We start from the raw sequence: 15194 nt of genomic DNA, 5'->3' as shown, positions 1-15194 counted from the left end.
ACAAAGTATTTAACTTTTAGATATTTTTGTAATCCAAAACAGTGAAAGCATCTATGAAGATTAAGGACGCGGAAATTATTACGCTGATGCAAAATCCCCGAACTCAGGATAAAGGAGTTCGTGCCTTGATGGATGCTTATCAAAGTAGATTATATTGGCATATACGAAGAATTATTGTAGACGGAGATCTTGCTCAGGATACGTTGCAGGATACTTTTATAAAAGCCTATCAGAATTTTCATCAGTTCAAAAATGATAGCCAGCTGTATACTTGGTTGTACAGGATAGCTACCAACGAAGCATTACAGCAAGTTAATAAAATGAAAAAAATGCAGAAAACTGATGAAGATGCTGAGTATCATATGCAAAATCTTGTAGCGGATAATGCTGAAAAAGATGCCGATGAAATACAGGTTTTATTACAGAATGCTATACAGAGTCTGCCTGAAAAACAGAAACTCGTATTTATGATGCGGTATTATGATGATTTGCCTTACGAAGAGATATCAAAGATTGTTGATATGTCCGTAGGAACCTTAAAAACAAATTATCATTATGCCAAACAAAAGATAGAAGAATATATTAAAGAAAATTACGAGAATAATTTTTGATTAACATAATAAGATGAAAGAGTTCGATATAGAGAAATTAGAACGTAAAAACATTTACAAAGCTCCTGATGATATGTTTAATATGATCCAGGAAAGAGTGATGAATGACGTGAAGGCAAATAAAAAAGCACCCATATTTAAATTAAATTGGATGTATGCGGTTGCTGCGTCATTAGCTTTGATCTTTGGAAGTATTTTTGTTTTCAATTCCGATCAAAATACAATAAAAGATTCTGGTATTTCTGAAGTAAGTTATGCAAAGAATGACCAGGCTCCAAAGAGTGAAAGCGAGCTTGCCTACGAAACTTTGAAATCTGATTTAATTTCTGTGGAAAGCACGGATCAAATAGTTCAAAACAAGAAAAGTGCAGAGATAGACGATTCTCAGGATACTGAAGCAGAAACAGTTTCAAAACCCCAGAACGGAGTCGCTGTTTCAAAGCAGACTGAAACTAAAATGAACGAATATCTGGATTCATTTTCTAATTCTGAGATTGCAGAACTAGCCAAGAATTCAACAGAAGACGTTTATTTAGATTTATATAATTAAAAGAAGAGATGAAAAAGATATTATTTACCCTTTTTATTATTTACGGCTTTTGTTTACATGCTCAAAGGACGGATTATGACTGGAAAAAGATGGACCCTAAACAAAGAAAGGAGATCATCAATAACCTTTCTCCGGAAGAGAGAAAAGATCTTTTGAAAAAATTCAGAGATAATATGATGCTGGACAATCTGAATGTAGATGAGAAAGATAAAGCAGAATTTACGGCTATTTATAATGAATACATAGATAATCAGAAACAAATAAAAAGCCAGTTTAATCCTGATTTTGATCCTGATAAAATGTCTGATGAAGAAGCCAAAGTCAAGCTACAGCAAAGCTTTGAGCTGGGACAAAAATTACTGGATAATAGAAAAAAATATGCTGAGAAAATGCAGCGGGTAGTTCCCTGTCAGAAAGTACTGAAATTGTTTCAATCGGAGTGGAGGATGAGAGATAAGATGAATGACAGAAAGCCTCACGATCATAACAATTCGGGAACGCCGAAACAAAACCCATAATAGTTTATTTTTTTAATGTTGGACGACTCTTACGAATCTTTTTGTAAGAGTCGTTTGATTTTATGTTTGAAATGATATTTTGTGGGAAGCATTGTAAGAACAATTATCGTTACGGGAGACTACATTTTTTCAAAATAAGATTTAAAATAATATAGAGATTAATAACTTTTATGAATGTTTTTTGTTTGGTGTAGTTGGTTTAAAACTAATCTTTACTTTTGCAAAAAATATAAAAAAGATGAAGAAATTACTTCAGACTGCAAGCCTTTTTATTGCAATCACCGTATTATCTCAGGGAAAAGAATACATCAAATTCAAAGGGAGTATTCCAAATTACGGAAAAGAAACTTATAAGACTTTAACGGTTATTGATCAAAGAGAAGACAAAAAAATAGGAATTCTTCCTTTTGGAAATCAAAAAGAAGAGAAGGAAGTTGTTTTCCTTACAAGCCCGGGAAATGATTTAGGAAACTGGTATAAAAAAGGAAATGATGAGGGAGGAAGTGCAGACCTGGTTCTGATTTTAAAAAAGCTTAAATTAAGTGTTGGAGAAACAATTGGAAAAAATACAAGCGGGAGCATTGATTTTTCAGCCCAGACTTTTTCAAAGGAAGGGGATCAATATCGTTTCCTATATAAAAAAGATACTGTAGTTACATTCAATAATAAGGAAATTGCAGAACTTTTAGTTAAGAATGTTCCTAATGTTTTTTTTGATTTATTCATGAGAACATACAGAAAGAGACCTTTTGGAAATGCTGTATCTATCAACGAGCTTTCTGATTATGAATCATTTGTCAGGAACAATTATGCAGTATATAAGAGCGATCAGTTAAAGGATGGGATTTATTTGGATCACGTTTCATTCTTTAACCAGACTCCCGAGCCCGGAAATTATCTACTTGAAAGGAATGAAAAAGGGGAGGTGACAAAAGCACTCAAAGAGGAAAATGGTAAAAAGAATAAGATCCCTGCCTACAAAATGTTTGCTTACGTGGAAAACGGAAAGGCTTATAAAAAGGGATTGTCAGGCTTTCTGGATTTAAATAGAAATGAAAAAGGATTTTATGTGGTAAGCAACAGAGGATATCTTTTTCCTGCAGCTTCTAATAATACATTAGGAATGTTTGGTTTAATTGGAGGTGTTGCTGATGCAATTCAACAGGGAGCAGAACAAAAGAAAATGAAAAAAGGGGATAAGTTTGAAATCTATATTGATCCTTTAACGGGAGAATACGATTTTCCTTCGGAATTATAAATTAATTTCACTGATTAAAATTAACAGCAATGAATTGTCTTGCTTTTTTTTATCTTTGCAAATTACAAGGTTCTTAAATGAAAAACATACGAAATTTTTGCATAATCGCTCATATTGACCACGGTAAAAGTACTTTGGCGGATCGTTTATTGGAATATACCAATACAGTTACCCAGAGGGAATTACAGTCTCAGACGCTGGATGATATGGATTTGGAGAAAGAACGTGGGATTACGATTAAATCTCACGCGATCCAGATGGATTATGAATATAAAGGGGAAAAATATATTTTAAATCTGATCGATACCCCGGGACACGTGGATTTCTCTTATGAGGTTTCCAGATCAATTGCTGCCTGCGAAGGAGCGCTTCTTATTGTAGATGCTGCTCAAAGTATTCAGGCACAGACTATTAGTAATCTTTATCTTGCATTGGAGAATGATCTGACGATCATTCCTATTCTTAATAAAATCGATTTACCTTCAGCCAATCCTGAAGAGGTGACTGATGAAATCATGAATTTAATTGGTTGCGAATATGAAGATGTATTAAGGGTTTCCGGGAAAACCGGTGAAGGGGTTCACCATCTGCTTGAGCAGATTGTGGAAAGAATTCCTGCTCCTGTAGGAGATCCTGATGCGCCACTTCAGGCTTTGATCTTCGATTCCGTATACAATCCTTTCCGTGGTATAGAAGCCTATTTTAAAGTAGTAAATGGAAGTATTTCCAAAAATGAAAAAATAAAATTTTTTGCCACTGGAAAAGAATATGGAGCTGACGAAGTAGGGACTTTAAAGCTGAAGCAGGTTCCTAAAAAGACAATTGGATGTGGAGATGTAGGATATTTGGTTTCTGGAATTAAAGATGCCAGAGAAGTTAAAGTAGGAGATACCATCACTTCTTTCGATAAACCCGCAAGTGGACCGATTGAAGGATTTGAGGAAGTTAAACCGATGGTATTTGCAGGGATTTATCCTATTGATTCTGAGGATTTTGAGGAGCTTAGATTTTCATTAGAGAAATTAAGGCTTAACGACGCTTCTTTAGTTTTTGAACCGGAAAGTTCTGCTGCTCTGGGCTTTGGGTTCCGATGTGGTTTCTTAGGAATGCTGCATATGGAAATTGTTCAGGAGCGATTGGACAGGGAATTCAATATGAACGTTATCACTACGGTACCGAACGTTTCTTATTTCGGATATACTAAAAAAGAACCGGATGTTCCTATTTTGATTAATAACCCGTCTGAAATGATGGATCCATCTACAATGGATAGAGTGGAAGAACCGTTTATTAAAGCTTCTATTATTACCAAATCTGATTTTGTAGGATCGGTAATGACTTTATGTATTGAGAAAAGAGGAGAGATCGTTAACCAAAGTTATTTAACTTCTGAAAGAGTAGAGCTGATATTCAATATGCCTCTGGCAGAAGTTGTATTCGATTTCTACGATAGACTGAAATCCATTTCTAAAGGATATGCATCATTTGATTATCATCCGATCGGATTCAGAGCTTCCAAGCTTGTAAAAATGGATATCCTGATCAATGGCGATATGGTAGATGCCCTTTCTTCATTGATTCACGATAGTAATGCCTATCATATCGGTAAGAAGATGTGTGAAAAACTTCGTGAACTGATCCCTAGACAGCAGTTTGATATTGCGGTTCAGGCGGCATTGGGAACGAAGGTTATCGCGAGGGAAACCATTAAAGCTCTAAGAAAAGATGTTACAGCGAAGTGTTACGGGGGAGATATTTCCAGAAAACGTAAGCTTTTGGAAAAACAGAAGGAAGGTAAGAAAAAGATGAAACAGATTGGTAGGGTAGAAGTACCGCAATCTGCATTTATGGCGGTATTAAAGCTAAACGATTAATATAAAAAAGACCGATATCATATCGGTCTTTTTATTTTTATAGATTTCTCTGCTTATCAATCAGGTTTCTCTGCACGACCAGCGCTCCTAATCCCAGAATAATTTCAACGATACCAAGCATGGTTATCAGTTTAGTACCACATACAATACATTCAGGCTCAGGAAATGGTTTTTTGCCTATTACAATAATAATAACTCCGCCAATAATGACGATAATTACAATAAGTACTCTTAATAAATTTTTTGCATTCATGATAATGTTAGTTTGTTTTATGCCTACTTTTAAAGGTTTTCGGCCTGGACCTTTTTACTATATCAAATTTCTATAATAAAATAAGGTGTAGAATCAGGAAAATCACTGAAAATGAGGTGTGTTTTTTACTGTTGTTAATGTTTGCTGATACGTATGATCATAAATATATGTTTTCAACTCCACAATGAAGACATGGAGCGGGCAGGTCTACAACGTTAATTATTTAAACAATAATTTCAGCGTTCCGGTAACAAGTGCATCAGAAACCAATTAGCATAAAAAACCGCTTCAGAGGAAGCGGTTTTTTTATTTTCTATTTTTTACGGGTGAATTTTATTTCCATTGTTTTCATTTCCTTACCGGTTTTGGAGCCGGGACCATACATTTCCATGATTTGAGTGTTATCATCCACGAATGTAAAAACTTCCCTTACATCGCATTCTTTTCCAGGTCTTGCAATGTCAGGCATTTTACCTTTAAATTCAATTGATTTCTTTGAAGCGTTCCAATCTCCTGTAGTATACATTATTCCTGTTCCCATATTATCCATCCATGTACTTACAAATTTTTTAGTCGCATTATCGTATCCAACAATGCTCCTTCCTTCAAAAGGCATTCCCCACATATTACCGGTGTGTACGCTCTCCTGATAGCGTCCGCCAAAGATCATTTTATTGGTACACTCAGATGTACTTTTGATAGGTTTTCCTCCTTCTTCCATCCACATAGTCGTTTCTCCGGTCCACTTCCCATCTGATTTAGCAAGCATTTTGTGCATCTCTCCGGGAGTAGCATATTCAGTCCATGCCTTTACAGCGGTAGCAGAATCTACAGGTTTCCATGCTGCAGAATCAGATCCTGTGGATTCCTTACCCATATTGGGTTTTCCTTTTTCGCAAGCCGTCAATAGAAAAGCTGCGATTACAATGAACATTAGATTTTTCATAAATGTTTAGTTTTAAGTTGGTTATAATTTTAATTTAAAGGTAAGAAATTTTATTTTGTTGGTTTTTGCCTTTTTAACGGTGGAGTTTTTAATTCAAAACATTAACTTTGTGTATTCACAACGCAAACTATATTATGCAGAATATTAAAGTAGCAGTAGATGCAGTTATATTTGGATACTTTGATAAGAAGGATCTTCAGGTTCTTTTGATAAAAAGAAAAATTGATCCTTTCAAAGGAGGATGGGCATTACCGGGCGGATTGGTTCTTGATGATGAAAATCTTGATGATGCTGTAAAAAGGGAACTGTATGAAGAGGCTGGCATAAAGCCCGATTTTCTGGAACAACTTTATACTTTTGGTAATGTGGGTAGGGATCCCAGGAACAGAGTAGTTTCTATAGCTTATTTGGGCCTGGTAAACCCTTCTTACTATGAACTATTTGCAGATTCCGATGCCGAAGACGCACAATGGTTCAGTGTTAATCAGCTTCCAAAGCTTGCTTTTGATCATAAAGGAATACTGGATATTGCGTTAAAAAGACTTCGTACGAAAATTCAATACCAGCCGATTGGTTTCAATCTTCTTAATGAGGAATTTCCGTTTTCTGATCTGGAAAACCTCTATAAAACAATCATTGGCCAGGAGATAGACCGCAGAAATTTCCGTAAAAAGATCATGAGCTATGGTCTTCTCAATGAAACCAACAACCTTAAAAAAGAAGGGAGCGGAAGACCGGGAAAACTATTTACTTTTAATCAGGAGAAATATAAGGAACTTGAGGAGCAAGGATTTTATTTTGAAATCAAATAGGAGTATAAACCATATATTTCTAAGTAAATACATAATAACAAATGATCATCATATCAAATGAAAAACGGGCTTTAGCCCGTTTTTTTATAAAACTATTCGATGGATTATTTAAAATAAAAATGTACAGTAATAAATTAATGTAATTGAAAATCAATGTTTTAAAGATATTAGTGTAAAATTAACGCAAATAAATTTGGAGGGAAATAAAGTATTCTCTTACATTTGTGTAATAATAACGCAATCATGAAATATAATCTGCAAAATATCATCCAAAAGTTTCAAAATAAAGAGGAGTTGGAATTCTTATTTTTCTGGGGTCATACAGCCAAAGATCAGATCACGAAGGCGTGTTTCAGTCAGTGGTATCCGGCTGAATTTGAAGAAGGAGGAGTTATTTATAAAACGGCAGAGCATTATATGATGGCAGAAAAAGCAAGACTATTTAATGATAAGGATATCGAAGCTCTTATCATTGAAGCACATGACCCAAAGGAGGCAAAGGGATTAGGAAGAAAGATTAAAAACTTTGATCATCATATCTGGGATGAGCATAAATATGAAATTGTAAAGAGAGGAAACTTTTTTAAATTTTCGCAAAACGCAGAGCTTAAAAAATTTCTGTTATCAACGGATGATAAGCTTATTATTGAAGCAAGTCCTTATGATAAGATCTGGGGAATAGGGATGCTGGAATCAGATCCTGAAGCAAAAAATCCGCTTCATTGGAGAGGAGAGAATCTTTTAGGGTTCGCTTTAATGGAGGTCAGGGATGATCTAAAAGAATGATATGGTCCGGGACAGGGATTTATTATCCGTTAAGGCAATAATGTAAAATATTAATCAGCAGTGAAAATATGCATTCGGGAAGGATGTTATGTTCATCAATGAAGAATACATTCTTTTAAACAAGATAAACTTATGTCCTGTTTAATTAGCGTAAAAACAACACAAATATTAACTCTTAAAAACGTCAAGCTATGTTTGGTTTCAGACACATCAAATTCGATTCAATGACTTACGTTCTTCATTTTAAAAATGGGAAAACCGTAAGAGAAGGAAGAGGGCTATCATTTTTTTATTTTGCTCCAAACAGTTCTATTGTAGCAATTCCGATGGGAAGTAATGATCTGCCGTTTATTTTTAATGAAAATACGTTTGATTATCAGACGGTAAAAATCCAGGGACAGATCAGCTATAAAATTATTGATCCAAAAGCTTTATCGAATACATTGGATTTTACGGTTAATGAATCAGGAGTATATAAGAAAAATGATATTGAGAAGCTTAACCAAAGAATCATTAACCTGGCACAGACTTCTACTTCATCATTTATCCATGAAATGAGTTTAAAAGATGCCATCCGCTCCGCTAAAAAGATCGAGGAACATATTTTAGTGGGACTTAAGGCTTCAGAAACAATCCAAACGATGGGCATTGAAATATTGGGAGCCAGTATTCTGGCGGTCCAAACCACTCCGGAAATGGCCAGGGCATTAGAAACGGAAACCAGGGAGAAACTCCAGCAGCAGGCAGATGAAGCCATTTATGAGAGAAGAAACTTTGCCGTGGAGCAGGAAAGAAAGATCAAAGAATCTGAGCTGAATACAGAGATAGCAGTTGAGGAAAAACAAAAACAGATCGAAGAAAAAAGAATGGAAACAGAGATCCAGCAGGAGGAAAATAACAAGATCCTTAGAGAAATGAAGATTGCTGCTGATATTTCCGTTGAAAATCAAAGAAAACAGCTGATAGAGCAAAAGACAGAAAATGACAGAAAAGAAGCTGAAACCCAGGGCTATGTATTGGAAACCTCATTGAAACCATATAAAGAAATGGATTGGAGGGTTCTAAGTGCTTTGAGTGGAAACCAGGATGCAAGATCCAATATTGCACTGGCTTTTAGAGAGCTTGCTGAAAATGCAGGGAAAATAGGAAACTTAAATATAAGCCCGGACTTATTGGAAAATCTCTTAAAACAGCATTAAGCGATGAAAGGAATGAAAAGTATTTAAAATAAGCAATTGAAGTAAAGCCATGAAACCAGAATACGCAATTATTATTAAGAACAAAACGAGATTGGAAGCTTTGATTGAACGGTTCAATACAAAAGCACAGGCCCGGTTTTATATCGAAAGTTCTGGGGGTGATTTTCAGGAATATGTTATTGAACATGAAAAGTTCTATCAATCATTTCTTGAAGTCCAGACAAAACTTTCCAAAGTAATTAAAAATAAAGTGATAGAACGAGAATTTATACCCTCCTTTATTTTCTCTGAAAAGAATTTAATTGTGGTGGTTGGGCAGGATGGACTGGTAGCGAATGTAGCAAAATACTCTAAAAATATACCTATCGTAGCAATTAATCCTGACCAAGAAAGGTATGATGGAGTACTGCTTCCATTTAATACAAAAAACTTTCTGGATGGCATTCACTCTGCTATAAACGAAAATTTTAGTTCAAAGAGAATGAAGTTTGCTGAAGCAGTATTGAATGACGGGCAAAAGCTCCTGGCTGTAAATGATCTTTTCATTGGTGTTTCTTCCCATAGCTCAGCAAGGTATAAGGTGGTTATGAACGGAAAAGAAGAGATGCATTCCTCCAGTGGAATTATTGTTTCTACAAAGACAGGAAGTACCGGCTGGCTAAGCTCGATCTTTAATATGGCCTATGGAATTTTAGGATCTAAAGAACTGGAATATCCGGAACTCAATGAAGATGATCTATACTTTGCGGTGAGAGAACCTTTCAAAAGTAAAGCAACACAAACGGAAATTTGCAGTGGGCGCATAAAAAGAGGAAATAGGCTCGTGATAGAGTCATTAATGCCAAATAATGGCTTTATATTTAGTGATGGAATTGAACAGGATTTTTTGCAGTTCAATAGTGGTGCAACCGTAGAAATTAAGCTGTCTGATGAAGAGGCGGTTTTGGTGATAAATTAAAAAATGGAAACAAAAATTAAAATTAGATGAGCCCACTTATTGAATTAATAAAAGGCGATATCACTAAAGTAAAGGCTGATGTTATTGTAAATGCGGCAAATTCGTCTTTACTTGGAGGAGGTGGTGTTGATGGGGCTATTCATCGTGCAGGTGGAAAGCAGATATTAGAAGAATGTATTCATATAAGAAATAAACAAGGAAAATGTAAAACGGGCGAGGCGGTTGTAACTTCTGCAGGAAATCTTCCTGCAACTTATGTTATTCATACCGTGGGACCGGTCTGGAATGGTGATGAAGCAAAAGAATCGGTGCTTTTAGCTAATTGTTACAGGAATTCTTTACTATTAGCAGAGAGTCTTGATGCTAAAACAATAGCTTTTCCGAACATTAGTACCGGAATTTATCATTTCCCGAAAGAATTAGCAGCAAAAATTGCTATTAATGAAGTTCAAAATTTTTGGACAGAAAGGATTGAAAAAATTATTTTCGTTTGTTTCGATAATGAAAACGAAGCAATTTATGACAAACTATTAAAAGAAAAACAATGAAGAAACTGACCATATTAAGCGGTGCAGGAATTAGTGCCGAAAGCGGAATAAAGACATTCAGAGACGGAGATGGTCTCTGGGAAAATCATAATGTAACAGATGTGGCAAGTCCTGAGGGCTGGAAGAGGGACAGAGCATTGGTTTTGGAGTTTTACAATCAGAGACGCCGCCAGCTTCATGAAGTAGAACCTAATGATGCCCACCGGCTGTTAGCAGAGCTTGAGAAGTATTTCGATGTACAAATCATTACTCAGAATATAGATGATCTTCATGAAAGGGCAGGATCAAGCAACATCCTCCACATCCATGGAGAACTGTTTAAGTCATGTTCGAGTCATAACAAAGACCTGATCTATGAGCAAAAAGATGATATTAACGAGGGTGATAAAGCCGAAGACGGATCTCAGTTAAGACCATTTATCGTTTGGTTTGGAGAAGATGTGCCTTTATACAATGTAGCAAGAGAAAAGGTAAAAGAAGCAGATATTTTAATTGTTATCGGAACTTCCTTGCAGGTATATCCGGCAGCAGGTCTGATCCATGAAATTAAAGATGATTGTCTTTTGATCGTTATCAATCCCAATGAAACGGAGTTCGGATATGGTAAAAGAGCTGTAGTGATGAAAGAAAGTGCAACAAAGGGAATGAAATTATTGTTTGATAAGCTTGTAAATATGGCATAATGGAGAATGTGGTAAAATCTGGAATTTTCGGCGTTTGTGTTGGAGATGCGTTAGGGGTTCCTGTTGAATTTAAGAAAAGAGAAGATTTAAAGAAATCACCGGTTAAAGGATATTTGGAATATATGTCTTGGAATCAGCCTAAAGGGACCTGGAGTGATGATAGCTCTTTAACACTTTGTCTGGCGGAGGAGCTTACTAAAGGATATGATTTAGAGAAAATAGGACATAGTTTTGTTAAGTGGAATAAATATGGACATTGGACGGCTCATGGAAAACTTTTTGATATTGGCGGAACAACAAGATATTCTATTGCAAGGCTGATAAAAGGCGAAAGCGCAAAATTTTCAGGAAATATCTTTGAGGAAGATAATGGAAATGGTTCATTGATGAGAATTCTTCCATTAGCTTTTTATCTTGAAAAACAAGAGGATATCGACATGCTTTATAAAACAATTAAAGAAGTTTCTGCTATTACCCATGGCCATTTTCGCTCAGTATTTGCCTGTTTTATCTATATTGTTTTTGCTATCTAATTAATAAAAGGGAAAGGAAAAGAAGAAGCATATGAGTTTATGCAAAAAAGAAGTTTAAAATATGCAGAAATCAAAGGCTTTAATCCAAATGAAATTAAGCTTTTCGATAGGCTTTTAAAAAATGATATTTGGAAATATACTGAAGATGAAATTAAAAGCGGAGGATATGTTCTACACAGTTTAGAAGCTTCTTTATGGTGTTTTATGAATTCAGAAAGTTATTCTGAAGCGGTATTGAAAGCGGTTAACTTAGGTGAAGATACCGATACTACAGGGGCTATAACAGGAGGAATTGCTGGAATTTATTATGGTTTTGAAAATATTCCTGAAGACTGGATTTCAGAATTGGTAAGGAAGGAAGATATTGAAAAACTATGTGAAAAGCTGGAGACAAAATATTTTAGTAAGTAATAGAGCAATGAATATTATAAGTGAATATTTTAAAGTATAATTGAAACAACAGGAATTCAAGTATGATCAGATCATGAAGAATATTATTGCTAAATAAAAAACATAATCATGAACGAAATAGAAAATAAAAGAATAAGTAAATTTTTAAGCCTGATTCTCCGTCATCAGCCAGAAACAATTCATCTGCATTTAGATGAAAATGGTTGGGCGGATGTGGAAGAATTGATTACAAAATCGGCCCGCAAAAGAGTGCATTTTACGATGAAGGAATTAGATGAGGTCGTAGAAACAAATAACAAAAAAAGGTTTGCTTTTAACGAAGATAAAACGAAAATACGAGCTAACCAGGGACACTCTATTAATATAGATCTGGCATTGATTCCTCAGCAGCCTCCGGAATATCTCTACCATGGAACTGCAGAAAGTAATATCAGATCCATTATGGAAAAAGGGATTGAAAAAAGAAGCAGGCAGCATGTTCATCTGAGTGCAGATAAAGATACTGCTACAAAAGTAGGAATGCGTCACGGAAAACCTGTAATTTTGACCATCCGGACAGGCAAAATGTCTGAAGAAGGAATTCAGTTCTATCTTTCAGACAATGGAGTCTGGCTGACGGATTTTGTTGACGCGAAATATATTTCAAAGTAAAAATGAAGAGAAAGTTAGTAATAGGTGATATTCATGGAGGTTTTAAAGCGCTGATCCAGGTTCTTGACCGGGCTCAGGTAAAAAGTGATGATCAATTAATCTTTCTTGGAGATTATGTAGACGGCTGGAGTGAATCTTCCCAGATTATTGCCTTTCTGATTGAACTTTCAAAAAAGCAGGATTGTATTTTTATTAAAGGAAACCATGATGCCTGGTGTGAAGACTGGCTTTCTTTCAGAGAAACTCCTGAAGTATGGCTCAATAATGGAGGGAGAAAGACTATCGAAAGTTATGATGCCTATTCCGAAATAGAATTACAGCAACATTTGGAGTTTTTTCAGCATATGAAAAACTATGATGTAGACGATCAGAACCGTTTATTTATTCATGCCGGATATTCTTCAATGCACGGCCCGGAAAGAGAGGTCTATTCCAGTAATTACCGATGGGATCGGACGCTTTGGGAAACGGCTGTTTGTATGGATAAAAAGCTGAGCAAGAACTCTGAATTATATCCTAAAAGGCTGCTTTTGTATAACGAGATATTTATTGGGCATACCCCTACTATTGACCTGGGAAGCAAAGAACCTCTACACAAAGCCAATGTCTGGAATCTGGATACCGGGGCTGCTTATACAGGATCATTGTCCATTATGGATGCAGACACTAAAGAGTTCTGGCAGAGTGATCCTCTTCCTGCTTTATATCCTGATGAGACAGGAAGGAATGGGTAGCTGCTAATCGAGAAATCAATGATAATCAGATACTTTATTACGTCTTAAAAAGAAACCCCGGGTCTTTGTGATTAACCAAAAGATTCATCAATAATTTCAGTAATTTTATAATCTGAAATTTTATCTTCATGAAACTTAAATTTGTTCTATTATTACTTAGTTCTTCATTGTTTTTTTCACAGCAATCTTTCCAGACGCCTTTTGAAAAAGGAAATGGCAACCAGACCGTTACCTATGATGAGATGAATAACTATTACCAGGAGCTGGCTAAAAAATTTAATACAATTCAATACCTTGAAAAAGGGGAAGATGATAACGGAAAGCCAATCTATCTCGTTATTTATAATCCGTTTCCGGAAAAAGATATTGAAAAGCTGAGAAAAGAAAAAGCAATCCTTTTTGTTAATAATGGAATCCATCCGGGAGAACCGGACGGAATTGATGCAACCATGATGCTCATTCGGGATCTTGCCACAAAAAAAATAAAGACTCCACAGAATTTTATCATAGCAGCTATTTCGGCATATAACGTAAGCGGAATGCTGAACAGAGGGTCTTACTCAAGAGCGAATCAAAACGGTCCGGAACAATACGGATTCAGAGGAAATGCCAGGAACTATGATCTGAATAGGGATTTTATTAAAGCCGATTCTAAAAATGCCAGAAGTTTCCAGGAAATATACCAGTGGCTGAAACCGGATGTCTTTATCGATAACCATGTAAGCAACGGGGCAGATTACCAATATACGTTTACTTATATTTCAACTTTTAAAGAACGTCTGGGAAATGTACTGGGAAATTATTTTTACAATGATTATCAGGCAAAGAATCTGCAGGATTTAAAAAAAATGGGATATGAGAGCACTCCTTATGTGAATATTCATGGGGATGTCCCTGAAATCGGATTTGCAGCCTTTGAGGATTCACCACGATACTCAACGGGATATACTTCTTTATTCAACTCATTGGGCACAGTTCCGGAAACGCATATGCTCAAACCTTACGACAAAAGGGTTGATGCAACGTATAAGTATATGCTTGTTAACCTTCAGAATCTGGATAAAGAGTATAAAAAGATCAAAGACTATCGTATTGAAAACCTAAAGCAATATCAGCCAGGAAAACAATATGGTATCCGCTGGAAGATCGATTCTACAAAATTTTCCACGATGGATTTTAAAGGATATGAAGGAAAATATAAACCCAGTGAAGTATCCGGAAAACCAAGATTGTATTACGACAGGACAAGTCCTTTTACAAAAAATATAAAATTGTTTACGACGGCTGTTCCTACGGGTTACATTACAATTCCAAAATATTATGTCATTCCGCAGTCTCAGTACAGGGTTATTGAAGAATTCAAAAGGAATAAAATAGAAATGAAACCGATTCAAAAGGACAGTGCAATAGCGGTGGAATCCTATAAGATCAATGATTTTAAAACGGTTAAAAATCCATACGAAGGACATTATCTTCATTATGAAACAACGGTTGATAAATCCGATAAAAAAGTGAATTTCCTGAAAGGTGATTATATAGTTTCTACACAGCAGCCGGGAGTTAAATACATTATTGAAACCCTTGAGCCGGAAGCATTGGATTCCTTCTTTAACTGGAATTTCTTTGATGGTATTCTGGCACAAAAGGAATATTTTTCAGCATATATCTTTGAAGATACCGCGGCTGAACTATTAAAAAAAGATCCTAAACTGAAAAAGGAGTTTGACGATAAAAAATCATCAGATAAAAAATTTGCAGATGATGGTGCTGCTCAGCTAGACTGGGTTTATAAACATTCTCCTTATTTTGAAGAAAAGACATTCAGACAATATCCTGTGTATAGGGTTTTGTAAAAAGTAAAGGCGTTTC

At 35.5% G+C, this 15194-nt stretch carries 16 protein-coding genes and 1 pseudogene; 15 read left to right on the top strand and 2 right to left on the bottom strand.

What is annotated here, in order from left to right; all coding sequences use genetic code 11:
* The first annotated feature begins 53 nt into the window (after positions 1-53).
* From PFY10_13290 to lepA, 5 genes are all read left to right on the top strand, one after another.
* Complete coding sequence (locus PFY10_13290; GenBank protein ID WBV55203.1) at positions 54-611, top strand: sigma-70 family RNA polymerase sigma factor; 558 nt, start codon at positions 54-56, stop codon at positions 609-611.
* Positions 612-624: 13 nt separating this feature from the next.
* On the top strand, positions 625-1161 hold the full coding sequence (locus PFY10_13285) for a hypothetical protein (protein ID WBV55202.1): 537 nt from the start codon (positions 625-627) through the stop codon (positions 1159-1161).
* An 8-nt stretch (positions 1162-1169) separates the two neighbouring features.
* Positions 1170-1679 (top strand): hypothetical protein, encoded by a 510-nt coding sequence (locus PFY10_13280; GenBank protein ID WBV55201.1) that lies wholly within the window; start codon positions 1170-1172, stop codon positions 1677-1679.
* Between the two features lie 238 nt (positions 1680-1917).
* On the top strand, positions 1918-2937 hold the full coding sequence (locus PFY10_13275; protein WBV55200.1) for a hypothetical protein: 1020 nt from the start codon (positions 1918-1920) through the stop codon (positions 2935-2937).
* A 77-nt stretch (positions 2938-3014) separates the two neighbouring features.
* A complete protein-coding gene (gene lepA / locus PFY10_13270; GenBank protein ID WBV55199.1) occupies positions 3015-4811 on the top strand; it encodes a translation elongation factor 4 in 1797 nt (598 codons plus the stop codon).
* Between the two features lie 37 nt (positions 4812-4848).
* Here the strand turns inward: lepA and PFY10_13265 are convergent, their stop codons facing one another.
* Positions 4849-5064: a hypothetical protein gene (locus PFY10_13265; GenBank protein ID WBV55198.1), complete on the bottom strand. Its 216-nt coding sequence runs from the start codon at positions 5062-5064 to the stop codon at positions 4849-4851.
* A gap of 313 nt (positions 5065-5377) precedes the next feature.
* Positions 5378-6010, bottom strand: coding sequence for a DUF1579 domain-containing protein (locus PFY10_13260; protein WBV55197.1), 633 nt, complete (start codon positions 6008-6010; stop codon positions 5378-5380).
* 134 nt (positions 6011-6144) lie between these two features.
* On the opposite strand from PFY10_13260, the gene PFY10_13255 reads away from it, so the two are divergent.
* From PFY10_13255 to PFY10_13210, 10 genes and pseudogenes are all read left to right on the top strand, one after another.
* Positions 6145-6822 (top strand): NUDIX domain-containing protein, encoded by a 678-nt coding sequence (locus PFY10_13255; GenBank protein ID WBV55196.1) that lies wholly within the window; start codon positions 6145-6147, stop codon positions 6820-6822.
* A 243-nt stretch (positions 6823-7065) separates the two neighbouring features.
* Positions 7066-7608, top strand: coding sequence for an NADAR family protein (locus PFY10_13250; protein WBV55195.1), 543 nt, complete (start codon positions 7066-7068; stop codon positions 7606-7608).
* A 224-nt stretch (positions 7609-7832) separates the two neighbouring features.
* Positions 7833-8807: an SPFH domain-containing protein gene (locus tag PFY10_13245; protein WBV55194.1), complete on the top strand. Its 975-nt coding sequence runs from the start codon at positions 7833-7835 to the stop codon at positions 8805-8807.
* A 49-nt stretch (positions 8808-8856) separates the two neighbouring features.
* Positions 8857-9765 carry a sugar kinase gene (locus tag PFY10_13240; protein ID WBV55193.1) on the top strand — a complete coding sequence of 303 codons (909 nt, stop codon included), beginning with the start codon at positions 8857-8859 and terminating at the stop codon, positions 9763-9765.
* Between the two features lie 26 nt (positions 9766-9791).
* Entirely contained in the window at positions 9792-10313 is a 522-nt protein-coding gene (locus PFY10_13235; GenBank protein ID WBV55192.1) for an O-acetyl-ADP-ribose deacetylase, read from the top strand.
* Positions 10310-10996 carry an NAD-dependent deacylase gene (locus PFY10_13230; GenBank protein WBV55191.1) on the top strand — a complete coding sequence of 229 codons (687 nt, stop codon included), beginning with the start codon at positions 10310-10312 and terminating at the stop codon, positions 10994-10996. Before PFY10_13235 ends, PFY10_13230 begins: the two co-directional genes overlap by 4 nt.
* Positions 10996-11940: pseudogene (locus PFY10_13225) on the top strand (ADP-ribosylglycohydrolase family protein). Before PFY10_13230 ends, PFY10_13225 begins: the two are co-directional and overlap by 1 nt.
* Positions 11941-12048: 108 nt before the next feature.
* Positions 12049-12591: an RNA 2'-phosphotransferase gene (locus PFY10_13220; protein ID WBV55190.1), complete on the top strand. Its 543-nt coding sequence runs from the start codon at positions 12049-12051 to the stop codon at positions 12589-12591.
* 2 nt (positions 12592-12593) lie between these two features.
* The gene (locus tag PFY10_13215; protein ID WBV55189.1) at positions 12594-13325 is read left to right on the top strand and encodes a metallophosphoesterase family protein; all 732 of its coding nucleotides are present in this window, start codon (positions 12594-12596) and stop codon (positions 13323-13325) included.
* A 128-nt stretch (positions 13326-13453) separates the two neighbouring features.
* The gene (locus PFY10_13210; GenBank protein WBV55188.1) at positions 13454-15178 is read left to right on the top strand and encodes a hypothetical protein; all 1725 of its coding nucleotides are present in this window, start codon (positions 13454-13456) and stop codon (positions 15176-15178) included.
* Positions 15179-15194 lie beyond the last annotated feature (16 nt).

The organism is Chryseobacterium daecheongense, assembly GCA_027920525.1.
Lineage (GTDB): Bacteria > Bacteroidota > Bacteroidia > Flavobacteriales > Weeksellaceae > Chryseobacterium > Chryseobacterium proteolyticum.
Note: the sequence above shows the minus strand (reverse complement) of the source record. Positions and strands in the feature narration are given on the sequence as shown.

What these genes read in the sequence shown, in the direction of transcription:
- PFY10_13245 (WBV55194.1), top strand. Translation starts at nt 7,833, where the DNA reads ATGACTTACGTTCTTCATTTTAAAAATGGGAAAACCGTAAGAGAAGGA.
- PFY10_13235 (WBV55192.1), top strand. Translation starts at nt 9,792, where the DNA reads ATGAGCCCACTTATTGAATTAATAAAAGGCGATATCACTAAAGTAAAG.
- PFY10_13255 (WBV55196.1), top strand. Translation starts at nt 6,145, where the DNA reads ATGCAGAATATTAAAGTAGCAGTAGATGCAGTTATATTTGGATACTTT.
- PFY10_13265 (WBV55198.1), bottom strand. Translation starts at nt 5,064, where the DNA reads ATGAATGCAAAAAATTTATTAAGAGTACTTATTGTAATTATCGTCATT.
- PFY10_13220 (WBV55190.1), top strand. Translation starts at nt 12,049, where the DNA reads ATGAACGAAATAGAAAATAAAAGAATAAGTAAATTTTTAAGCCTGATT.
- PFY10_13250 (WBV55195.1), top strand. Translation starts at nt 7,066, where the DNA reads ATGAAATATAATCTGCAAAATATCATCCAAAAGTTTCAAAATAAAGAG.
- PFY10_13285 (WBV55202.1), top strand. Translation starts at nt 625, where the DNA reads ATGAAAGAGTTCGATATAGAGAAATTAGAACGTAAAAACATTTACAAA.
- PFY10_13260 (WBV55197.1), bottom strand. Translation starts at nt 6,010, where the DNA reads ATGAAAAATCTAATGTTCATTGTAATCGCAGCTTTTCTATTGACGGCT.
- PFY10_13280 (WBV55201.1), top strand. Translation starts at nt 1,170, where the DNA reads ATGAAAAAGATATTATTTACCCTTTTTATTATTTACGGCTTTTGTTTA.
- PFY10_13215 (WBV55189.1), top strand. Translation starts at nt 12,594, where the DNA reads ATGAAGAGAAAGTTAGTAATAGGTGATATTCATGGAGGTTTTAAAGCG.
- PFY10_13290 (WBV55203.1), top strand. Translation starts at nt 54, where the DNA reads ATGAAGATTAAGGACGCGGAAATTATTACGCTGATGCAAAATCCCCGA.
- PFY10_13275 (WBV55200.1), top strand. Translation starts at nt 1,918, where the DNA reads ATGAAGAAATTACTTCAGACTGCAAGCCTTTTTATTGCAATCACCGTA.
- lepA (WBV55199.1), top strand. Translation starts at nt 3,015, where the DNA reads ATGAAAAACATACGAAATTTTTGCATAATCGCTCATATTGACCACGGT.
- PFY10_13210 (WBV55188.1), top strand. Translation starts at nt 13,454, where the DNA reads ATGAAACTTAAATTTGTTCTATTATTACTTAGTTCTTCATTGTTTTTT.
- PFY10_13240 (WBV55193.1), top strand. Translation starts at nt 8,857, where the DNA reads ATGAAACCAGAATACGCAATTATTATTAAGAACAAAACGAGATTGGAA.
- PFY10_13230 (WBV55191.1), top strand. Translation starts at nt 10,310, where the DNA reads ATGAAGAAACTGACCATATTAAGCGGTGCAGGAATTAGTGCCGAAAGC.